The sequence below is a fragment of the Rhodococcus sp. WB9 genome, assembly GCF_007558985.1.
Lineage (GTDB): Bacteria > Actinomycetota > Actinomycetes > Mycobacteriales > Mycobacteriaceae > Rhodococcus_F > Rhodococcus_F opacus.
Genome location: NZ_CP041769.1, coordinates 6,818,477 through 6,837,855 on the forward strand (window position 1 = coordinate 6,818,477; position 19,379 = coordinate 6,837,855).

Sequence of the window (19,379 nt, forward strand, 5' to 3'; positions counted from 1 at the left end):
CGAACCGGCTGTGCGGCGTCTACCCGATCTGCCGATTCACTGAGCCCATGCCGCCTCGGCGATCCAGTACTCGCTTCCGTCGGCGCTGATTCCGCGTTGCCAGTCGGTGGTCCGTCTCAGGTTCGGCTCGACGCGCGCGGTAGCCGCGTCGGCGCCGTCCGGTCCGTCCTCCCGGGTCTGCCAGTGGACCCAGTTCACTTCGTTGCCGTCCTCGTCGTGCACGAAGAGGTCGACGTGGTGCCACCCGTAGCGGTGGGTGTCGGCGTAACAGGTCAGGAATGTCCGGTGATGATGCGAATAGTCCACGGGGTACCTCCGGCCGCGGTGGTGTTTCCCACCACGCTAGAACCGAATCGTGCCCAACGGAATCCAAGAAACCTTTACCCGCGCGGGGTCCCGCCGCTCAATGGTTCGGATCGGCAGGCAACGTGAACGTGAAGACCGCCCCGTGTTGATCGTTCTCACGCGCGGTGAGCGTCCCGCCCTGGCGGGTGATGATGCGGTGGCTCAGTGCGAGCCCGATTCCGTGACCCGTGGACTTCGAGGTGAACGCGCCGTCGAAGATTCGGCCGTCCGGGATGTGCGAGAGCCCCTTGCCGTGGTCCTCGACGCTCACGACGCCCTCCGTCTCGGTGACGTCGGTGCGTACCGTCACGATGCGGTCGGCTGCCGGCCATTCCGCCATCTCGTCGATCGCGTTGAAACACAGGTTCAGGATGACCTGCCCGGTGAGCACACGTTCGCACACGACGGCAACCGTGTCGTGCGCACGGAGGTACTCGACGTGAACCCCCTTCTGCCGCGCCCGGATGTCGATGAAATACGCGCATTCGTCGACGATGTCGTTGAGATCGACGATCTGCTGTGACTCCTCGAGTTGCGTCACGTATTCTCGCAGACTCCGGACGATCTGATTGGCCCGGTCGATCTGCTTGCGCGCCTCCCCCAGGCCCCAGCTCACCTCGTCGTGACCGCTCCGGCTGTCGTCGAGGCGGCTCTGCGTTCCGGCGATGAAATTGGTGGCGGCCGCGAGCGGCTGGGCCAACTCGTGAGCGATGGCCATCGCCATGTCGCCCATCGCGTTGTAGCGGGCCAGGTAATTGAGGTACTGCGAGTCCCGTTCGTGCTCCTGCTCGGTGCGGACGTGTTCGGTGACGTCGTGGAAGAGCAGCAGGTGGCCGCTCAGATCGTTCTCGATACCGATGTGCTGGCAGCTCCCCGCATGCCACCGGCGCTCCTCGGCTGACAGTTCCACCTCGTAGCGCAGGCTCTGGGAGCCCCCGTCGGCGGTCGTCAGTTGCAGGGCGCGGCGCACGCTCTCCCGTGATTGCCCCGCCCGGCAGAACTCCGTGAAGCGTTCGCCGACAAGCGATGCCACCGGAACCTTCAGGAGCTGCGACGCCGCCTCACTCGCGTACGTGATCCCGCTGTCGTCGTCCAGGACGAGGATTCCTTCGGCCATGTTCCGCAGGAACGCGGCCAGGCGGGCCTCGGTGCGGGTGAGATCGGCCTCGGTGCGGGTGAGGTCGCGACGCATCGACGTTTCCTGCTCGATGTCACGGAACTGCACCATCACCACGGTCCGGGCGCTCAACTCGACCCGGATCGCGATCGCCTCCGTCAGGACTTCTCGCCCGCTCTTCGCGCGATACGTCCATTCGATGACCGCCGCCCCGTTGTCGACAGCCTCCTGCAGCCACCGCCGTCCCACCGAACGGCGGTACCGCTTCGCAGGGGAACTCATATCGGGCGCCTTGAGCGGTTTGAGTTCCTCGACCGTGAACTCGAGCAGTTCGGACGCAGCCCGGTTCGCCCAGAGGATGTCCTTGGTGGCCGCATCATGGACCAGGACGCAATAGCGAAGGGACTCGACGAGTCGTTCGTAGTCGGACGGCGCGAGATCGGACAATGCGGCCTCCTTCGGCTCACCTCGACTCTACTGAGCGGACGGACCGCGGACACGATAGGGAAATCCTTTACTCCGAGGCGACATCTCTGCACGTCCGCGGGAGGAAGCACCGATTGAGTGATGCCCGCCACCGCAATAGCGTGAATTCGACACGAAAAACGCATCACCCCTTCTACTTCGCGTCGATCGGAGTATTTGATGACCAACGCACCGACCCTCGACACGACGGACGCCTCCGCGAACGGGACGCTGTCCTTCGAGGACGTCCTCGAGCACGTCGCAATGCGGCGGGAAGAGTTCGCTCGCCAGAAGTTCGTGCCTCGCGACATGATCGACGAGTTCAAGCAGATCGGTATCTACCGCGCGGCAACCCCCCGCCGATTCGGCGGCGACGCGCTGCCCCCGAGCGAGTTTCTGCGGATGATCGAACGCATCTCCGCGGTGGACGCGTCGGCGGGCTGGGTTGCCAGCTTCGGCTCCGCCCTCGTCTACCTGGCGGCACTGCCGCTCGCGACGCAGGCGGAGTTGTACAAGGACAGCCCGGACCTCGTCTTCGCCGGCGGACTGTTCCCGGTCCAACCCGCCGAACAGGTGCCGGGTGGTCTGAAGATCACCGGGCAGTGGAAGTTCGCCAGCGGATGCAAGGGTGCCGACATTCTCGGTGTCGGAATCCGCGGCGGCGACTCCACAGCCGGAAAACCCCGCACCGCCCTGCTGTGGCCGAAGGACGTCGAGATCGTCGAGAACTGGGACGTGGTCGGCCTGTCGGGTACCGGAAGCCACGAACTGAAGGTCGACGGCGTCGTCGTCCCCGAGGATTGGACGTTCATCCGGGGCGGAACCCCGACCGTCGACGAACCCCTCTACCGCTACCCCTCCATCGCGTACGCCGCCCAGGTCCTGGCCGTCGTCAATCTCGGAGTGGGCCGCGCCGCGCTCGACTACGCGATCAAGGTCGGTGCGGGACGCACGGGAATCACCGGAGCGCCCAAGCTCGCCGATCGCGCCTACTACCGCATCGACCTGGCCAAGGCGGAGGCGACGCTGAGGTCCGCCCGTGCCTTCTTCTACGAGGTCACCGACGAGGCCTACGCCACGGTGGTGGCCGGTAACCCAGTCCCGGACAAGCTTGCGGCACTTCTTCGCCTGTCGTCGACGCACGTGGCCAAGGCGGGCGCCTCCGCCGTGCACACCGCATTCCAGTTGTCGGGGACCGGCGCGATCTACGACGGCAACGCGATGCAGCGGTACATGCGCGAGGCCCTGGTCCCGCCGCAGCACGCCTTCCTCGGCGACGGCATCTACGACAGCGCCGGTGCGGTGCTCATGGACATCCCGCCGTTCCCCGGCTTCATCTGACAACCCCGTTCGAATCGAGGAGACCAATCGTGAGTGACACCAAGACGGCACCGCTGCGAGTCCTGTTCTGCATCGGCATCAACCAGAACTTCTTCGACCTCCCGACCGGCCAGGGCGGCCTGGTGTGGAAGGCGTTCTCCGGAATGATGGACGCGGTGGCCGAGACACCGGGCGTCCGGGTGATCGGCGACATCGACGACGACAGCCACCTGGTCGGACCGTCGGACGGCTGGCCCTGGACGTGCTACATCCTCGCCGACGTCGACACCCAGGAGACCGTCAAGGCCGTCTGCAACCTCTTCCGCACCACCCCGGTCGGCGAGTACACACTGTGGCGATACGCGAAGATCGAAGCCCGCATCGGCCGTGCGCTCACCGTCCGCGAAGACGTCGACCTCGGCGTGTGAGCGGAATGCACTCTGCGACCGCGACCGAGCGCATCGAAAGTCGTACGGCCGTTCACCGCGTGATGTGCCGCTACATGGAACTGTGCGATGTACCCTCCGTGGAGTTTTCGGAAGAGGAACTCGCCTCGCTGTTCACGCCCGACGCGGTGTGGGAAGGGATCGGCGCCGAGTACGCGCGCAAGTTCGGCACACGTCGGGGCCGGCCGGAGATCGTCGGAATGCTCACCGCGTACCTTCCACCGAACTCCCATTTTCGGGGAAATGCGCACCTGCTCGGGAGTGAGCAGATCGACGTGGACGGCCCCGCGGCGCGGGGGCGGTGGATCATGCAGCAGCTGTCGCGATACGAGGACGAATCGGCCGAACTGCTCGTCGCACGCATCACCGCCGAGTGTGAAGTGCGGGACGGTATCGCCCGAATCAAGCATTTCACGACCGAGAAGCTGTTCGTCACTCGCCTCGACGAGGCGACACGACTGCTCGAATCGAATGGAAAGAGAACGTGATGACCACTTCCCTGGATCCCACCACCACTACAGACACCAACTTTGCGGCCCTCGCCACGGACGACCGCGTGGACGGATCGCTGTACACCGACCCCGACATGTTCGAGGCGGAACTGGAAAGGATCTTCTACCGCACCTGGGTTTGGGTTGCCCACGAGAGCGAGATCCCCGAGGCCGGAAGCTACAAGATGGCGACCATCGGCCGGCAACCGGTGATCGTCAACCGCGACCGCAAGGGGAACTTCAACGTCCTGCTGAACCGGTGCCGCCACCGCGGGGCCAGCGTCTGCGAGGTCCCCAGGGGCAAGGCGAACGGGTTCACCTGCCCCTATCACAGCTGGTCGTACGCCCTCGACGGGCGACTGCGCGGAATCCCGTACCCCGACGGTTACGACGAGGACCTCGACAAGAAGGACCTGCCCCTGCAGAGCCTGCGGGTGGAGTCCTACGCCGGGATGATCTTCGCCAGCTTCAACCCCGACGTCGAACCCCTCGACGACTTCCTCGGCGACGCGAAGGTGTGGATGGACCTGTTCATGAAGCAGGGCGCCGGATTCCCCATCAAGACGCAGGGCGAACATTGCTTCCGCTTCCGCGGAAACTGGAAGATCCAGTTGGAGAACACCACCGACGGATACCACTTCCCGATCGTGCACCGGTCCTGGATGTCTTCCGTCGACGCCGAGACCGCCGACATGCTCTCCTTCATGACCGACGACAACGCCGTCACACACGCTCTCGGAAACGGCCACAGCGTCGCGATCATGGTCCCGGAGCACGTCGACCTGGACCACGACGACGGCACCGAGAAGATTCAGGCCCGTTTCGACCACATCGTCGAAGAACTGTCGAAGACGATGCCCGCCGACAAGGTCCGCCGCATCGTCCGCTCCATGCACGGCGCCGGGTTCAACCTCAACATCTTCCCCAACGTCGCGATGTCGATGTCATTCTTCCGGGTACTGCGCCCGATCTCGGTCGACGAGACCGAGATCCGGCACATCGCCCTCGGCATGGACGGCGGACCGGAGATCGTCAACCGCGAACGCCTCCGCATCCACGAACATTTCCAGGGCCCGTTCGGGTTCGGCAGCCCCGACGATTCCGAGGCCTGGGACCGGGTACAACGCGGATCCCGCGGCGCACCCGGAATGCCGATCATGGTGAACCGCGGTCTCAATCGTGAAGCGCTCGACAGCGACGGACACCGCACCTCGCACGTCACCGACGAAACCGGAATGCGCGAGGCCTACGCAATGTGGAAGAGGATGATGACCGATGAGCACTGATCTGATGACCGCCCAACTCGCCGACACCCGGGTACTGCAGGCGATCGAACTCATCTGGCACGAAGCGGCCCTCCTCGACGCCAAGGACTACCACGCGTGGGACGCCCTCTGGACCGACGAAGGCCGGTACGTCATTCCCATCGACCCGGACACCGACGACTTCGACGGATCGCTGAACATGGTCAACGACGACACTCGCATGCGGCGCATGCGTATCGAACGCCTGACCTCCGGATACTCGATGTCCGCGCTCGCCGCCGCCCGGACGGTCCGCACCGTCTCGCGGTTCACGGTCGAGGAACGGAGCGAGGACTCGATCACGGTGAAGTCCGCCCAGATTCTCGTGGGTTTCAAGCGCGACGATCAGCAGACCCTCGCCGCCGACGTCACGCACCGCATCCGCTACACCGAGAGCGGACCGCGGTTGGACCTCAAGGTCATCCGGTTGGTGAACTCGCAGGCAGCGGTCAACGCCTCCGGCTACCTGCTCTGACCAGCATTTTCCGAACCTCATCGATCGAACAGGAGCTCGACGTGGATTCTGTCGCAGTAGTCACCGGCGGCGGACGCGGCCTCGGAGCCGCGATCGCACACCAATTGCACGACCGCGGATACCGCGTCGCGGTCACGGACATCGACAGCGGTGCCGCGAAAGAGACCGCGGCGGAGCTGGATCCGAACGGCAACACGGCCATCGGCGTGGAGTTGGACGTCCGGAAGCGGAAGAGTTTCGAAGCCGTACGCGACCGTGTGATCCAGGAGTGGGGCGGCATCGACGTCCTCGTCAACAACGCCGGCCGGTCGCAGACGGGCTCGCTGATGGACATCGCGCCGGAGGAATTCTCCGACATCGTCGAGATCAATCTCAACGGGGCCTTTCTCGGCTGCCAGGTGTTCGGAAGTTACTTCGCCGAGAAGCGATACGGCAGAATCGTCAACATCGCGTCGCTGGCGGGGCAGAACGGTGGCACGGCGACCGGCGCGCACTACGCCGCGGCCAAGGGCGGCGTCGGCACACTGACCAAGGTCTTCGCACGCGAACTCGCCCCGTCGGGTGTCACGGTGAACGCGGTCTCCCCCGGTCCGCTGGATCTGCCGGTGGTGCGTGAGACGGTGCCCGCGGACAAGCTGGCCGCCATCCTCACCACGATTCCGGTGGGCACCCTGGGCTCGCCCGATTTCATAGCCGAGACCGTCGCCCTGCTCGCATCGCCGACGGCCGCGTCGGTCACGGGTGCCTGCTGGGACGTCAACGGCGGCCTGTACATGCGCTGACCCCCGCCCGCGGGCGACGGGTCGCAGCACCGGAGGAAGAATCACCATGAGCATGTTCACTGTCACTGTCGCGGACATTGTCGAGGAAACGCCGGACATCAAGTCGTTCCGGCTTGTTCGGACGGACGGTTCACCGTTCGACCCGTACCCTGCCGGCGCCCACATCGACATCCTCGGCCCCACCGAGGTCCGCACCCAGTACTCGCTGTGCAGTCCGCCGCACGAGTCCGAATCCTATGTGGTCGCCGTCAAACGCGAGACCGGACCCCGCGGCGGCTCGGCCGCACTGCACGATCGTGTGACGATCGGCAGCGAGTTGCAGATCAGCCGGCCGCGCACACTCCTCACGCTCGCCGAGGGCGCCGATCGGCACATCCTCGTGGCGGCGGGGATCGGGCTGACCCCGATGCTGAGTCTGGCGTTCGCCTTGCACCGGCAGGGACAACAGTTCGACCTGCACTACTTCGCCCGGACGAGGGCGCAGGCCGCGTTCGCCGACCTGCTGGAGAGTGCGGGTTTCCGCCGGGACGTGCACCTGCACTTCGGCCTGTCGAGGGACGACCAGCTCTCTGCCCTCGAGAAGATCCTGGCGGACGCGTCCGCCGCCACGCACGTCTACACCTGTGGCCCCGGAGGTTTCATGGATCGGGTGCGAGGGCTGGCGGAACCCGCTGTCGGGGAGGACGCGGTCCACTTCGAACACTTCGAGGCGGCGACGCCCACAGCGACCGGATCGGACACCGCGTTCGAGTTGGAACTCGACACGGGCGAGGTGTTCGAAGTGCCTGCCGGGAAGTCCATCGCCGACGTACTCGAAGAGAACGACATCGAGATCGACACGTCCTGCAGGGAAGGTATCTGCGGCACGTGCGTCCTGGACGTGCTGGAGGGCGAGCCCGACCACCGCGACAATTGCCTCACCAAGAGTGAGAGAAAGGCGGGAGACAGAATTGCCGCGTGTGTGTCGCGCGCGAAATCCGGGCGGCTCGTCGTCGAACTTCCCTGAAGAGAACTGAATTATTTCAGGTGACGGCAATTCCGGCCTGCAGAATATCGCGTACGAGAACCGCGATGCTTTCCGCTCCGGTCTTTTCCTTGATACGGGTGCGATGCACGTCGACCGTCTTCACACTGATTCCCAGCTCTTTCGCAATGTTCTTGCTCGGCAATCCGTCGAGGACGAGTGCGAGGATTTCCTTTTCTCGCACCGTCAGCGCGTCTATTCGTCCCTGCAATTCCGTTCTCGTCCGACGCTCGCCGAACCGTTGACGCGCAACCCGGAGCGCGTCCTGAATGACGTCGAGCATGTGCTGCGGATCGTAGGGCTTCTCGATGAATGTCAACGCCCCCCGCTGGAGGGCCCGCACCGACATCTTGATGTCACCGTGTGCCGACACGAAGATGATCGGGATCGGGGATTCGTCGGCGAGGAGTGCCTCCTGGAGTTGGAATCCCCCGACTTCCGGCATGCGGACGTCCAGTACCAGGCAGGCCGGGATGTCACGGCGGTACTCGTCCAGGAACGACTGCACCGAGAAGTAGTACTCCGACGTGATCTTGACCGAATCGAGTAGCCATGCAAGCGATGCGCACAACTCCTGATCGTCGTCGACGATGTAAACCCGTGGTTCTTGCTGATCCATCGAATCCTGCCTCGCACAGATGGCTTGCTTCCTCGTCCAGTCAACACCGACCGTAACGGAAGCGGTAGGCAACTGAAGGAATCCCCTACTCGGATACGCGACTTACTGCGAGAAAGTAGCGTCGCCGCCAATGTTCCAGCGCACGACGCGCGTCATATCGTTCTTGCAGGAACGCCGGCGCAACGTGGTGACACGACTTCCTGTTTCAACTCATGGAGACGAAATGCCCGAACTCACAAGAATGCAATCGAGCTTCCGCACCGCCATGGCGAATCTGCCGGCCGCGGTCAACATCGTGACGACCGACGGCCCTGCCGGGCGCTGCGGAATGACGGTGACCGCCGTCTGCTCGGTGACCGACTCCCCGCCCACCGCACTCGTGTGCGTGAATCAGAACAGCGCCATGCACAACGTATTCCAGAACAACGGCCGAGTCGGTATCAACGTGCTCTCCGGCAACGACGAAGAGCTGGCCATGCATTTCGCGGGCGCAACCCAAGTCGCGATGGCGGACCGGTTCCGGTGGGACATCTGGGAAGAAGACACCGACGACGGTGTTCCGATCCTGCGCGCCGCCCACGTGGTGCTCGCCGGCCGGATCGCGGACAGCAAGACCGTGGGATCGCATTCGGTGATGTTCGTCGAACTGGACCGCGTGCAGACACGCGAACACGGCGACAGCCTCGTCTACTTCCAACGCAAATTCCACCGTTTGTCGGTTCCGGTCGAGTCCCCCGACTGGCTGTTCTACGACGAATGGTCCGATCCGATCACCGTGACGCCCGCCCTCGTTCCCGCCGCAGCCGGAGGTAAACAGCCATGACCACCTCGTCACCGCCCGAACAAGTCCCACAGAATTCCGACTTGCAGGCGCTCGCGGACACGCGTGCCGCCTTGACGTTTCGTCTCAGCGCCTTGGTCCTCGCACTGTTCCTGCCCCTGCCGATCCTCGGTGGGTTCACCTCGCTGCTCGACGGCGTCGTCTTCAGCGGTGTCACGGTGGCGTGGCTCTACGCGGTCGCGCAATTCGTCGTCGCCATCGTCGTGGCCCGGTACTACATGGCGCGGGCAGCCGAACTCGACTCCCGGACCGCCTCGCGGGCGAAAGGATAACAGCCATGAACCTCGTCTCCGCATCACTTTTCGCGGCCCTCGTCGCTGTCACCCTGATGATCACCGCGTGGGCTTCCAAGAGGAACAAGTCCGCCGCCGATCACTACGTCGCGGGCGGCAGCCTCACCGGCAGGCAGAACGGTGTCGCCATCGCCGGCGACTTCATCTCTGCCGCCTCGTTTCTCGGAGTCACCGGTGCGATCGCGCTGACCGGTTTCAACGGGTTCTACCTCGCGGTCTTCGTGCCCGTCGCGTTCGTCCTCGCGATGCTGCTGATCGCGGAACCCCTGCGCAACCTCGGCCGCTTCACGCTGGCGGATGTCCTCGCCACCCGGTTCCCCGGCAAGGACGTGCGGTCGATGATGGCGATCAGCACGGTGGTGATCAGCGTGGTCTATCTCGTGTCGCAGCTGGTCGGTGCCGCGCTTCTGGTGTCGTTGCTGTTCGACCTCGACTACGCCGTGGCCGTGTTGATCATCGGAACACTCACCACCGCGTATACGTTGGTGGGTGGCATGCTCGCTACCAGCTGGATCCAGATCATCAAAACCGGTCTCCTCATGGTCTGCGCCGTCGTGCTGTTCGTTCTCGTGCTGGTGCGCTTCGACTTCAATCCCTTCGGCCCGTTCAGCACCGCGCTCGCCGAGTTCGGGCAATCATTCGTCGCGCCGCAGCGCACGTCCGGTACCGCGTCGTTCGACCAGTTGTCGCAGACCGTCGGGCTCGTCCTCGGCGTGCTCGGCCTGCCGCACGTCATGATCCGATTCCTCACCGTTCCGGACGCGAAGCAGGCGAGAACGTCCGCCTACACGGCGATCTGGATCTTCTTTGCCTTCTACCTGCTGGTTCCCGTGCTCGGTTACGGCGCCGCCAAGCTGGTCGGTGTCGAGGTGATCAAGTCCGAGAATCGGGGCGGCAACCTCGCGGTCGCGCAGCTCGCCGAGACGGTCGGCGGCGGAGTCCTGCTGGCGTTCGTCGCGGCCGTGGCGTTCGTGACCATTCTGGCCGCGCTGTCCGGCCTGGTGATCGCCACCTCCGGTGCGATCGCACACGACCTGTACGGGCAGGTGATCAGGAACGGATCGGTGTCGGCGAAGGCTCAGCACCGCGCGGCCCGGGTCGCGACGGTGGCGACCTGCGTCATCGGTGTCGCCATCGCCTTCGCGGCGCAGAAGCAGAACGTCGCGTTCCTCGCGTCACTGGGCATGTCCATCGCAGCATGTGCGAACCTGCCGGCACTGCTTCTGACCATGTACTGGAAGCGCATGACGGCGCGCGCGGTCATCTCCGGCATCGTGGTCGGGCTCGTCCTGTCGGTCACCGTCATCCTGCTCAGCCCGGTCGTGCAGGGACCGGACTCCATCCTCGGATTCTCGAACCCGGCACTCGCCGTGGCACCCCTCTCGCTGGCGGTGTCCGTCATCGTCGCGCTGGTGTCGGCGCCGTCCGGGGAGACGAAAGCACGAGCCGATCGCCTCTTCTCGGTGATGCGCACCCGAGCACTCACCGGGCAGACCGAGACGACGAACGACGACACGATGGTGGCGATGCAATGAAGACGGAACTACGGTCACCGAGCCCACTCCGGGACCTGGCCGAGCAGCTGGCGACGGGCGCGACGACGCCGATCGACGTGGCGGAGGCGGCACTCGCACGGATCGCGAACCTCGAGCCGGATATCCACGCCTGGGCCCACCTCGACGCCGACTCGGTGCGGTCCGCGGCCGCCCGGATCCAGGACAGCGACCCGGACGGTGCGCTCTGGGGCGTGCCCGTCGGCGTCAAGGATCTCATCGACGTCGCGGGTATGCCGACGCGCTGTGGCAGTGAGCTGCGGAGCACGGAACCGGCGACGACGGACGCCGACTGTGTGGCACGGTCGCGCACACTCGGCGCGCTCCCGTTCGGCAAGACCGTCACCACCGAGTTCGGGTATTTCATGCCCGGCCCGACCCGCAATCCCCGCGCCCTGGGTCACACCCCCGGCGGGTCGTCGAGCGGCTCGGCGGCAGCGGTGGCCGCGGGCATGGTGCCGCTGGCGTTCGGCACGCAGACCGCGGGGTCGCTGACGAGGCCCGCGTCGTTCTGCGGAGTCGCAGGTTTCGTGACCGCCCACGGCAAACTTCCGACCGCGGGCATCACCGGGCTGAGTCCCGGTCTCGACACGGTGGGGCTGCTGGCACGAACCGTGCCCGATCTCCACTTCGCGTGGACCGCACTGCGCGACGGCCCGCGGGCGCCCGTTCTCGAGCCTTCCGCTCCGCGCCGGCTTCGCCTGTGGAGTGGGTTCGAGCTCGGCGAGGTGTCCCGAGAGATGACGGCGGCGCTCAGGGCGACCGCTGATTCCGCCGAGTCGGCGGGGATCGGGTGTCGTGAGTTGGACGCCGCCGCAAGGATCGTGGCACTGGCGGAACACCACCACACGGTGATGGCGTACGAGGCGGCCAGGGAACGCGCCGCAGAGGCCGCGCAGACCGACAGGATCAGCGCGCCCCTCGCCGAACTGTTCGCCGCGGGGGCGGCCACCGCAGAAGCCGACTACCGTGCCGCCCTCGCCGGAATCCGCGAGACCCGACAGCTGCTGCTCTCGGCGTTGGACGAGGACGAAGCAATCCTCGGGCCCGCGGCTCTCGGCGCCGCTCCACCCGGGCACGACGCGACCGGAACGCCCATCCTGAGCCGACCGTGGCAGGCCATGGGTCTGCCGGTGGTCACGATCCCCGGGAAGTGTGACAGCGCGGGTCTGCCCCTCGGATTGCAGCTGATCGGGCGACCTGGTGCCGAGCAACGCCTGTTCGAGACAGCCGCGTGGCTGGAATCCGTGCTCTGACAAGGACAGAAGATCGTCAGTCGACGAAGATCGACGGCTGGCGTTCCTTCCACGGCGCAGCCTGCTCCAACTGCGCGGCCACCTGCAGTAGCAGATCTTCTCTGCCGGTGGCCGCGACGAGCTGGACGCCGATGGGCAGGCCCTCCCTGCTCAGCGCGAGCGGCAGGCTGATCACGGGATTCCCGGACACGTTGAACGGTGCCGTGAACGGTCCGAACTCGAAGATGCGACGTAGCCCCGAGCGCAGGATCGCCGCACCCGTGGCGATCGCAGTGAGTGTCGACGCCTCGACGACGTCCTCCGCGTCGATTGCGGGCGCGTCTCGGTCACAGTGGGGCCGATCCATTCGAGGATCTTGCCGGCGGCGATCGTGGCCGCCGATACCTGCATCTCGACCGAACTCCCGCCCCACGGCTCGGTCGTCAGGGGCCACCCGCAGACGGCCGGGATCGGCGCGCATCGTGTCGGCGTAGCGACCGGACTGCGCTGGGGCGGTGTATTTTTCACCGACCGGCGGGGCGGCGACGGCGTCCAGCAGATGGGCCGTGTCGCGGATGGTCCGGGTGAGGGCGAACTCGTAGATGTGCCCGAACCCCGCCTCACCGACCAGTGGTCCGCAGGGGATTCGGCCGTGGCTCGGTTTCAGGCCGACGAGCCCGCAGCACGAGGCAGGCACCCGGAGCGAACCGGCGCCGTCGTTGCCGTGCGCATCGTCAGTGCGCCGAAGTCGGCATCGGCCTGCGCGATCGCGACGCGCGCAACGGCTTCGACCTCCGTTGCCGTCACCTCACCGGCGCGGATCAGCTCACTCAGACCGACGGCGTCGAGCCCGGTGTACTCGTGCAGTTCCAGCGGTCCCACTCCTCAGGTCGCGACGACCGATTCAGTGTGACCCGGAGGGCCGTGCGGCGCGACCGAATTTCTGCCGCCGTCACGCGGTGATCGACAGCAGTTCCTGTTCGCGGAAGGCTCGCGGCGAGACCCCGTACGTCTCCTTGAACAGCCGCGAGAAGTGCGACGAGTTGACGAGACCGTATCGGGCACAGATGGTTCCGATGCTGTCGCCGCGGAATCGGACGTCCTTGAGGTCGCGGCGGCACTTCTCGAGCCTGCGGTGGCGGATCCACCCGGCCACCGTGTGTCCGTCCGCCTCGAACATCTTCTGCAGGTGCCGCGTCGATACGTGGTGGTGGGACGCCACCGTCGCGGTGTCGAGTGTGGGGTCGTGCAGGTGCGCGTCGATGAACGACCTCACACGTAGCAGCAACGACGCGCCGGGAGCGGTGGCGTCGGCGGGCGCCGCCGATTGCACCGCGGCACTGAGCAGGTCGAGCACCGCGTCCTCGACGAGAGGGGTCGTCGGCATGGTGCCGGTGACGACGGAGTGGTGGAGGTTCGTCAGGAACGGCGAGACGAGCGCGCCCATGCCGGTGCTGCCGTGGATGCGGCGCGCGAAGACGGTGCCCAGTTCCCGCGAGGCGATGCGCAGTAGTTCGCGGGGAAACATCAGCACGAACATGCTGAAGTCGCCCGCGAAGTGCAGGTCGTACGGCTTGCTGGTGTCGTAGACGGCGAAGTCGCCGGGCCCCAGCACGGCCTCTCGATCGTCCTGGACGATGACGCCGCTGCCCGACAGTTGCAGGCCCACCTTCACCAGGCCGGGGTCGGACCGCTTGATCGACGTGCGGGTCCGGCGGACGTCGACCGCGTGCCCCCCGACCTCGCTGAGCTGCAACCCGCCGAGCGCGGTGGTGCGCAGGGTCCCGGTGAAGCGCCCCGGCCCGTCCTCCGCCGTGGACACCACGGCGAGCGGGACGAACGCCGTGGAGACGGCCTGACGCCAGTGCTCGAACTGCCCGTCGTCACGCGCGGGCCCACCACCGAGACGCACCTTCGATCACCTCACAGAGCGGAGCGGTTGTCGATCAGTCGACGTGCCTTACCGAGTGAGCGTTCGAGGTCGCCGGGAGCGACGACGTCGACCTTCACGCTCACGCCGATCCTATTCTTCACCAGCTTCTGCAGTTCACCCGCGGCCCGCGCGTGGTCGTCGGTCACGGCATCCGGACGCGATTCCACCCGCACGGTCAGCTCGTCCATGCGGCCCGGGCGGTCGAGGATGCACTGGAACTGGGGTGCCAGCGCCGGCACCGCGAGGATCAGTTCCTCGATCTGGGTGGGGAACAGATTCACCCCGCGCAGGATGATCATGTCGTCGGTGCGTCCGGTGACCTTCTGCATCCGCCGCACCGACCGCGCCGTTCCCGGCAGCAGCCGCGTGAGGTCGCGGGTGCGGTACCGGATGATCGGCATCGCCTCCTTGGTCAGCGACGTGAAGACGAGTTCGCCCTCCTCACCGTCGGGCAACACCTCCCCGGTGACCGGGTCGATGATCTCCGGGTAGAAGTGGTCCTCCCAGATGTGCAGGCCGTCCTTGGTCTCGACGCATTCCATCGCGACACCCGGACCCATCACCTCGGACAGTCCGTAGATGTCGACGGCGTCCATGTTCAGCTGCTTCTCGAGTTCGCAACGCATCTCCTCGGTCCACGGCTCCGCTCCGAACACACCGGTCCGCAGCGACGTCTTCGACGGATCGATGCCCTTCTTGATCATCGCGTCGACGATCGTGAGCATGTACGACGGGGTCACCATGATCGCGTCCGGTTCGAAGTCCTCGATCAGCTGGATCTGGCGGTCGGTCATGCCACCGGACATCGGGATCACCGTGCAGCCCAGCCGCTCCGCACCGTAGTGCGCGCCGAGGCCACCGGTGAACAGGCCGTACCCGTACGCGACGTGCACCTTGTCCGACGGCTTCACCCCACCCGCCCGCAAGCTCCGCGCGACCAGATCGGCCCAGTTGTTCAGGTCGCCCGTGGTGTACCCGACGACCGTCGGACGTCCCGTGGTCCCGGAGGACGCGTGGATGCGCGAGACCTTCTCCTGCGGCACCGCGAACATCCCGAACGGATAGTTCGCCCGCAGGTCCGCCTTCGCCGTGAACGGGAACTTCGCCAGATCGGACAGGTCCTTCAGGTCACTCGGGTGGACACCGGCGTCGTCGAACGCCTTCCGGTAGTGCGGAACGTTGTTGTACGCGTGGAGAAGTGACCACTGCAGGCGTTCGAGTTGCAGCGATGAGATCCGGTCGCGCGTGGCGAACTCGATGTCCTGCGAGGGGGTGGCGATACTGGTCATTCTAGTCTCCGGGGTGGGCGGGCTGGGTATGGTCAGGCGTCGAAATCGACGGTCACGGTGTCGCTGACCGGGAAGGTCTGGCACGTCAGCACGAAGCCGGAGTCGACCTCGTAGTCCTCGAGCGCGTAGTTGCGGCGCATGTCCACGTCACCGCAGGTGATCTTGGCGCGGCACGTTCCGCAGACGCCGCCCTTGCAGGCGAACGGAAGGTCCGAGCGGTACTTCTCGGCGGCATCGAGGATCGATTCGTCCCGCGGCAACGTCGCGGTGGTCGAGCGACCGTCGAGAACCAGGGTCACTTCACTGCTCGGCCCGGTGACGCCGGGCTCGCGGTGGGTTTCCATGGGCGGGGGCACGTCGTCGACGAAGAACAGCTCGTGATGCACGCGGCTCTTGTCGATCTGCAAGTCGCCGAGAACCGTCTCGGCGTCGGTGACCATCCCGTACGGTCCGCACAGCCAGAAGTGATCGATGTCGGCCACGGGGACCACGGCGTCGAAGATGGCCCGAAGCCGGTCGGCGTCGAGACGGCCGGTGAACAGCTCGACCTCGCGGGGCTCGCGGGACAGGACATGGATGATGTCGAAGCGCGACCCGTACGTGTCCTTGAGGTCGGCGATCTCCTCGGCGAACATCACCGAGCGGGTGCGCCGGTTGCCATACAGGAGAACGACTTCGGCCTCGGGGTTGGCAAGCATCGACGCGGCGATCGACAGCATCGGCGTGATGCCCGATCCGGCGGCGATCAGCACGTGGCGACCACCGGCCGCGGGATCGGCGACGAACGTGCCGCTCGGGCCCTGCACCTCGATCCGGTCGCCGGGGCGGACATCGCGCACGAGCCACGTCGAAAACAGACCGTCGGACACCTCGCGCACACCGACCCGCGGCGCGGAACCGGCAGGCGCGCAGATGGAGTAGGAGCGGCGGTGTTCGACGCCGTCGATCGTCCGCCGCAGCGTGAGCGACTGTCCGGGGCCGAACGCGAACTCGTCGGCGAGCTCGGCCGGAACGTCGAACGTGACCGCGACCGCGTCGTCGCACAGGGATTCGACGTCGGCGACGGTGAGGGTGTGGAACGCCCTGTTGCGCAACGCCGCACCGGGTTTCGGGGAGACCGCTGTGGTCATGGTCAGATTTCCTTCACGTGATCGAAGGGTTCGAGGCAGTCCAGGCACCGGTAGAGCGCCTTGCACAGCGTCGCCCCGAATTCCGAGTCGAGCCGGGTGTTCGCCGAGTGGCACTTGGGGCATGCCACGGGTCGCGGCTTGACAGTGAGGGTCAACGGCACCGGACCCGATGCGCGTCGCGGCGCGGGACCGGGTGTCGAGTAGCCGTTCTCGCGGAGCTTGCGCAGCCCGTTCTCGCTGATCCAGTCCGTGCTCCACGGCGGCGACAGGACGGTCTTGACCTCGACGCTGCCGAACCCGGCGTCCTGCAGGGTGTGCTCGATGTCGTCCCGCATGGTGGCCATCGCGGGGCAACCGGAATAGGTGGGGGCGATGGTCACGACCACCGACCCGTCGGCGTATTCCTCGACGTCGCGCAGCACACCGAGATCGGCGAGCGTGAGCATCGGCATCTCGGGGTCGAGCACGGATTCGGCGAGGCGACGGGCGTCGCTGCGCACTGCGGTGGTCATGTCACCACACTCCTTCGGGGTGCGCCCGGGCCACGCTCTGCATCTCGGCGAGCAGCAGTCCGAGCGCCTCGGTGTGCAGCCCCTGCCTGCCTGCCCGACCGCCGACTGTGCCGACTGTCCGGCCGGTCGGGGCGGTGAGCTCGGCGGCGTGCAGCACCTGCTCGAGCACCGAATCGAATTCCTCACGCACGTCCCGCGGGTCGACGCCCACCCCCACCGCCGCGAGCGCGAGCTCCTCGGTGGTCGGGACGAACAGTTCCTCGACGTACGGCCACACGTGGGTAAGCGCCGCTGCCATCCTGGTCTTCGACTCCTCCGTGCCGCAGCCGAGCGTCACAACCCAGCGGGCCGCGTAATCGCGGTGGTACGTGAGTTCCTTGACGCCCTTCACCGCGACCGCCGCGAGGACCGGGTCCCGGGACGTGCGGAGACGGTCGAACAGTGCGAGGCGCCACGTCGAGAACACCAGCAGTCGCGTAATCGACTGAGCGAAGTCGCCATTGTCGAGTTCGGCCAGCCGGGTGTTGCGGAACCGATTCTCGTCCCGGAAGAACGCGAGCGCGTCCTCGGCGGGAATCGGGCTCGTGTCGGAGATGTACGGCACGACCGCCGCGTCCGCCGCGGCCGCACGGGCGAGCAGCAGTCGCGCCTGACCGAGCAGGTCGAGTCCGACGTTCGCGAGCGCGACCTCCTCCTCGAGTTCGGGTGCGCGCGTGCTCCACTCGGCGAGACGCTGTGAGCTGATCAGTGCATCGTCACCGAGCATCAGGCAGTAGCCGGCCAGCGCGGAGAGGTCGACGTCCTCCGGAACCGTGGTGTCGACACCCGCGAGGGGGTCGTCGAAGCTGGTGCCGAACGCCCACTGGCCGTGGCTGTCTTCGTCGACGAGGCCTTCGTAAGCATTGTCGTGGTCGGTCATCGTCAGCCTCACATGTGGGGAACGTTGTCGGGGATCTCGTAGAACGTGGGGTGCCGGTACACCTTGTCGCCGCTGGGCGCGAAGTAGGGATCCTTCTCCGACGGGCTGGACGCCACGATCGAATTGGACCGCACCACCCAGATGCTCACACCCTCGTTGCGGCGGGTGTAGACGTCCCGGGCGTGCCGGACGGCCATCTCGTCGTCGGCGGCGTGCAGGGATCCGACGTGAACGTGGTTGAGTCCGCGCTTGCCGCGCAGGAACACCTCGTACAGGGGCCAGTCCGCGCGCACTGCGTTGTCGTCCGTGCTCATCGTGCGTTCTCCTTGCTGCTCTCGCGGCGGGCGAAGGCCGTCGCGGCCTCCCGCACCCACGCCCCGTTCTCGTGTGCTGCCCGCCGGTTGGCGACGCGCTCGACGCTCGATGCGCCGTTGCCCTTGATCACCTGCATGAACTCGCTCCAGTCGGGCTCGCCGAAGTCGTGAGCGCCGCGCTCGGCGTTCCACTTCAGGTCCGGATCCGGGAACGTCACGCCGAGAACCTCGGCCTGCGGGATGGACATGTCGACGAACCGCTGACGAAGTTCGTCGTTGGTGTGCCGCTTGATGCGCCACTTCATGGACTGCTCGGAGTTGGGCGACTGATCGTCCGGCGGTCCGAACATCATCAGCGCCGGCCACCACCAGCGGTTCACCGACTCCTGCACCATCTCGCGCTGGGCGTCGGTGCCGCGCATCATCGTCATCAGCAGTTCGAAACCCTGACGCTGGTGGAAGGACTCCTCCTTGCACACCCGGATCATCGCCCGCGCGTACGGACCGAAGGAGCTGCGGCACAACGGGACCTGGTTGCAGATCGCGGCGCCATCGACGAGCCAGCCGATCACGCCGACGTCGGCGTAGGTCAGCGTCGGGTAGTTGAAGATCGAGGAGTACTTCTGCTTGCCCTCGATCAGCTTCTCGGTGAGGTCGGCGCGGTCGGCTCCGAGCGTCTCGGCCGCCGAGTACAGGTACAGGCCGTGTCCGGCCTCGTCCTGGACCTTCGCCATGAGGATCGCCTTGCGACGCAGCGACGGCGCACGGGTGAGCCAGTTGCCCTCCGGCTGCATGCCGATGATCTCCGAATGCGCGTGCTGCGCGATCTGCCGGATCAGCGTCTTGCGGTAGCCGTCGGGCATCCAGTCCCGCGGCTCGACCCTCTGGTCGGCTGCGATGGTGTCATCGAAGAGCTCTTGCAGCTCATCGGAAGCGTGTGACGTGGTCATATATCCTACCTCTATTACCGAA

The 19,379-nt window shown here is 66.2% G+C and carries 23 protein-coding genes; 11 read left to right on the top strand and 12 right to left on the bottom strand.

The features are described from left to right. Positions 1–36 precede the first annotated feature (36 nt). Both FND50_RS31820 and FND50_RS31825 read right to left on the bottom strand, forming a co-directional pair. Positions 37–306 carry a hypothetical protein gene (locus tag FND50_RS31820; RefSeq protein ID WP_005250812.1) on the bottom strand — a complete coding sequence of 90 codons (270 nt, stop codon included), beginning with the start codon at positions 304–306 and terminating at the stop codon, positions 37–39. Between the two features lie 97 nt (positions 307–403). Next, complete coding sequence (locus FND50_RS31825; RefSeq protein WP_144288366.1) at positions 404–1,909, bottom strand: PAS domain-containing sensor histidine kinase; 1,506 nt, start codon at positions 1,907–1,909, stop codon at positions 404–406. A 198-nt stretch (positions 1,910–2,107) separates the two neighbouring features. On the opposite strand from FND50_RS31825, the gene FND50_RS31830 reads away from it, so the two are divergent. Genes FND50_RS31830 through FND50_RS31860 form a run of 7 tightly spaced genes read left to right on the top strand, consistent with a single transcriptional unit; the run spans position 2,108 to position 7,751 of the window. Further along, positions 2,108–3,268, top strand: a complete 1,161-nt coding sequence (locus FND50_RS31830; protein WP_144288367.1) for an acyl-CoA dehydrogenase family protein — start codon at positions 2,108–2,110, stop codon at positions 3,266–3,268. A gap of 29 nt (positions 3,269–3,297) precedes the next feature. Then, a complete protein-coding gene (locus tag FND50_RS31835) occupies positions 3,298–3,675 on the top strand; it encodes a hypothetical protein (protein ID WP_005255968.1) in 378 nt (125 codons plus the stop codon). 5 nt (positions 3,676–3,680) lie between these two features. After that, a complete protein-coding gene (locus FND50_RS31840) occupies positions 3,681–4,181 on the top strand; it encodes a nuclear transport factor 2 family protein (RefSeq protein WP_144288368.1) in 501 nt (166 codons plus the stop codon). After that, the gene (locus tag FND50_RS31845; protein WP_144288369.1) at positions 4,181–5,470 is read left to right on the top strand and encodes a Rieske 2Fe-2S domain-containing protein; all 1,290 of its coding nucleotides are present in this window, start codon (positions 4,181–4,183) and stop codon (positions 5,468–5,470) included. The genes FND50_RS31840 and FND50_RS31845 overlap by 1 nt, the downstream gene beginning before the upstream one ends. After that, the gene (locus FND50_RS31850; RefSeq protein ID WP_144288370.1) at positions 5,460–5,963 is read left to right on the top strand and encodes an aromatic-ring-hydroxylating dioxygenase subunit beta; all 504 of its coding nucleotides are present in this window, start codon (positions 5,460–5,462) and stop codon (positions 5,961–5,963) included. The genes FND50_RS31845 and FND50_RS31850 overlap by 11 nt, the downstream gene beginning before the upstream one ends. Before the next feature lie 41 nt (positions 5,964–6,004). Beyond that, complete coding sequence (locus FND50_RS31855; protein ID WP_144288371.1) at positions 6,005–6,745, top strand: SDR family NAD(P)-dependent oxidoreductase; 741 nt, start codon at positions 6,005–6,007, stop codon at positions 6,743–6,745. 46 nt (positions 6,746–6,791) lie between these two features. Beyond that, entirely contained in the window at positions 6,792–7,751 is a 960-nt protein-coding gene (locus FND50_RS31860) for a PDR/VanB family oxidoreductase (RefSeq protein WP_144288372.1), read from the top strand. A 16-nt stretch (positions 7,752–7,767) separates the two neighbouring features. On the opposite strand, the gene FND50_RS31865 is transcribed toward FND50_RS31860, so the two are convergent. Then, the gene (locus FND50_RS31865) at positions 7,768–8,388 is read right to left on the bottom strand and encodes a response regulator transcription factor (protein WP_144288373.1); all 621 of its coding nucleotides are present in this window, start codon (positions 8,386–8,388) and stop codon (positions 7,768–7,770) included. Positions 8,389–8,611: 223 nt separating this feature from the next. On the opposite strand from FND50_RS31865, the gene hpaC reads away from it, so the two are divergent. Genes hpaC through FND50_RS31885 form a run of 4 tightly spaced genes read left to right on the top strand, consistent with a single transcriptional unit; the run spans position 8,612 to position 12,331 of the window. Then, complete coding sequence (gene hpaC / locus FND50_RS31870; RefSeq protein ID WP_144288374.1) at positions 8,612–9,211, top strand: 4-hydroxyphenylacetate 3-monooxygenase, reductase component; 600 nt, start codon at positions 8,612–8,614, stop codon at positions 9,209–9,211. Further along, the gene (locus FND50_RS31875) at positions 9,208–9,501 is read left to right on the top strand and encodes a DUF485 domain-containing protein (RefSeq protein WP_065492338.1); all 294 of its coding nucleotides are present in this window, start codon (positions 9,208–9,210) and stop codon (positions 9,499–9,501) included. Before hpaC ends, FND50_RS31875 begins: the two co-directional genes overlap by 4 nt. Positions 9,502–9,506: 5 nt before the next feature. Next, the gene (locus FND50_RS31880; RefSeq protein ID WP_120660311.1) at positions 9,507–11,057 is read left to right on the top strand and encodes a cation acetate symporter; all 1,551 of its coding nucleotides are present in this window, start codon (positions 9,507–9,509) and stop codon (positions 11,055–11,057) included. Next, a complete protein-coding gene (locus FND50_RS31885) occupies positions 11,054–12,331 on the top strand; it encodes an amidase (protein WP_144288375.1) in 1,278 nt (425 codons plus the stop codon). The genes FND50_RS31880 and FND50_RS31885 overlap by 4 nt, the downstream gene beginning before the upstream one ends. A 16-nt stretch (positions 12,332–12,347) precedes the next feature. Here FND50_RS31885 and FND50_RS37665 read toward each other — a convergent pair whose 3' ends face one another. The 9 genes from FND50_RS37665 to paaA all read right to left on the bottom strand — a co-directional run bounded on the left by FND50_RS37665 (position 12,348) and on the right by paaA (position 19,357). After that, the gene (locus FND50_RS37665; RefSeq protein ID WP_222105589.1) at positions 12,348–13,007 is read right to left on the bottom strand and encodes an amidase family protein; all 660 of its coding nucleotides are present in this window, start codon (positions 13,005–13,007) and stop codon (positions 12,348–12,350) included. Next, positions 12,974–13,192, bottom strand: coding sequence for a hypothetical protein (locus FND50_RS36530; protein ID WP_222105590.1), 219 nt, complete (start codon positions 13,190–13,192; stop codon positions 12,974–12,976). The genes FND50_RS37665 and FND50_RS36530 overlap by 34 nt, the downstream gene beginning before the upstream one ends. 70 nt (positions 13,193–13,262) lie before the next feature. Next, positions 13,263–14,222, bottom strand: a complete 960-nt coding sequence (locus FND50_RS31895; RefSeq protein ID WP_144288376.1) for a helix-turn-helix domain-containing protein — start codon at positions 14,220–14,222, stop codon at positions 13,263–13,265. A gap of 11 nt (positions 14,223–14,233) precedes the next feature. Next, positions 14,234–15,532: a phenylacetate--CoA ligase PaaK gene (gene paaK / locus FND50_RS31900; protein WP_144288377.1), complete on the bottom strand. Its 1,299-nt coding sequence runs from the start codon at positions 15,530–15,532 to the stop codon at positions 14,234–14,236. 32 nt (positions 15,533–15,564) lie between these two features. Next, a complete protein-coding gene (paaE, locus tag FND50_RS31905) occupies positions 15,565–16,662 on the bottom strand; it encodes a 1,2-phenylacetyl-CoA epoxidase subunit PaaE (RefSeq protein WP_144288378.1) in 1,098 nt (365 codons plus the stop codon). A gap of 2 nt (positions 16,663–16,664) precedes the next feature. Then, positions 16,665–17,174 (bottom strand): 1,2-phenylacetyl-CoA epoxidase subunit PaaD, encoded by a 510-nt coding sequence (gene paaD, locus FND50_RS31910; RefSeq protein WP_144288379.1) that lies wholly within the window; start codon positions 17,172–17,174, stop codon positions 16,665–16,667. A 1-nt stretch (position 17,175) separates the two neighbouring features. Next, on the bottom strand, positions 17,176–18,093 hold the full coding sequence (paaC, locus tag FND50_RS31915; protein WP_144288380.1) for a 1,2-phenylacetyl-CoA epoxidase subunit PaaC: 918 nt from the start codon (positions 18,091–18,093) through the stop codon (positions 17,176–17,178). 8 nt (positions 18,094–18,101) lie between these two features. Beyond that, positions 18,102–18,407 (bottom strand): 1,2-phenylacetyl-CoA epoxidase subunit PaaB, encoded by a 306-nt coding sequence (gene paaB / locus FND50_RS31920; protein WP_005250775.1) that lies wholly within the window; start codon positions 18,405–18,407, stop codon positions 18,102–18,104. Next, positions 18,404–19,357, bottom strand: a complete 954-nt coding sequence (gene paaA / locus FND50_RS31925; protein ID WP_005250773.1) for a 1,2-phenylacetyl-CoA epoxidase subunit PaaA — start codon at positions 19,355–19,357, stop codon at positions 18,404–18,406. Before paaA ends, paaB begins: the two co-directional genes overlap by 4 nt. Between the last annotated feature and the right edge of the window lie 22 nt (positions 19,358–19,379).

Excerpts from the sequence above, each read along its gene's own strand:
- FND50_RS31830 (WP_144288367.1), top strand. The coding sequence starts at position 2,108 with ATGACCAACGCACCGACCCTCGACACGACGGACGCCTCCGCGAACGGG.
- paaD (WP_144288379.1), bottom strand. The coding sequence starts at position 17,174 with ATGACCACCGCAGTGCGCAGCGACGCCCGTCGCCTCGCCGAATCCGTG.
- paaC (WP_144288380.1), bottom strand. The coding sequence starts at position 18,093 with ATGACCGACCACGACAATGCTTACGAAGGCCTCGTCGACGAAGACAGC.
- FND50_RS31865 (WP_144288373.1), bottom strand. The coding sequence starts at position 8,388 with ATGGATCAGCAAGAACCACGGGTTTACATCGTCGACGACGATCAGGAG.
- paaK (WP_144288377.1), bottom strand. The coding sequence starts at position 15,532 with ATGACCAGTATCGCCACCCCCTCGCAGGACATCGAGTTCGCCACGCGC.
- paaA (WP_005250773.1), bottom strand. The coding sequence starts at position 19,357 with ATGACCACGTCACACGCTTCCGATGAGCTGCAAGAGCTCTTCGATGAC.
- FND50_RS31840 (WP_144288368.1), top strand. The coding sequence starts at position 3,681 with ATGCACTCTGCGACCGCGACCGAGCGCATCGAAAGTCGTACGGCCGTT.
- hpaC (WP_144288374.1), top strand. The coding sequence starts at position 8,612 with ATGCCCGAACTCACAAGAATGCAATCGAGCTTCCGCACCGCCATGGCG.
- paaE (WP_144288378.1), bottom strand. The coding sequence starts at position 16,662 with ATGACCACAGCGGTCTCCCCGAAACCCGGTGCGGCGTTGCGCAACAGG.
- FND50_RS31850 (WP_144288370.1), top strand. The coding sequence starts at position 5,460 with ATGAGCACTGATCTGATGACCGCCCAACTCGCCGACACCCGGGTACTG.
- paaB (WP_005250775.1), bottom strand. The coding sequence starts at position 18,407 with ATGAGCACGGACGACAACGCAGTGCGCGCGGACTGGCCCCTGTACGAG.
- FND50_RS31880 (WP_120660311.1), top strand. The coding sequence starts at position 9,507 with ATGAACCTCGTCTCCGCATCACTTTTCGCGGCCCTCGTCGCTGTCACC.
- FND50_RS31845 (WP_144288369.1), top strand. The coding sequence starts at position 4,181 with ATGACCACTTCCCTGGATCCCACCACCACTACAGACACCAACTTTGCG.
- FND50_RS31860 (WP_144288372.1), top strand. The coding sequence starts at position 6,792 with ATGAGCATGTTCACTGTCACTGTCGCGGACATTGTCGAGGAAACGCCG.
- FND50_RS31885 (WP_144288375.1), top strand. The coding sequence starts at position 11,054 with ATGAAGACGGAACTACGGTCACCGAGCCCACTCCGGGACCTGGCCGAG.
- FND50_RS31875 (WP_065492338.1), top strand. The coding sequence starts at position 9,208 with ATGACCACCTCGTCACCGCCCGAACAAGTCCCACAGAATTCCGACTTG.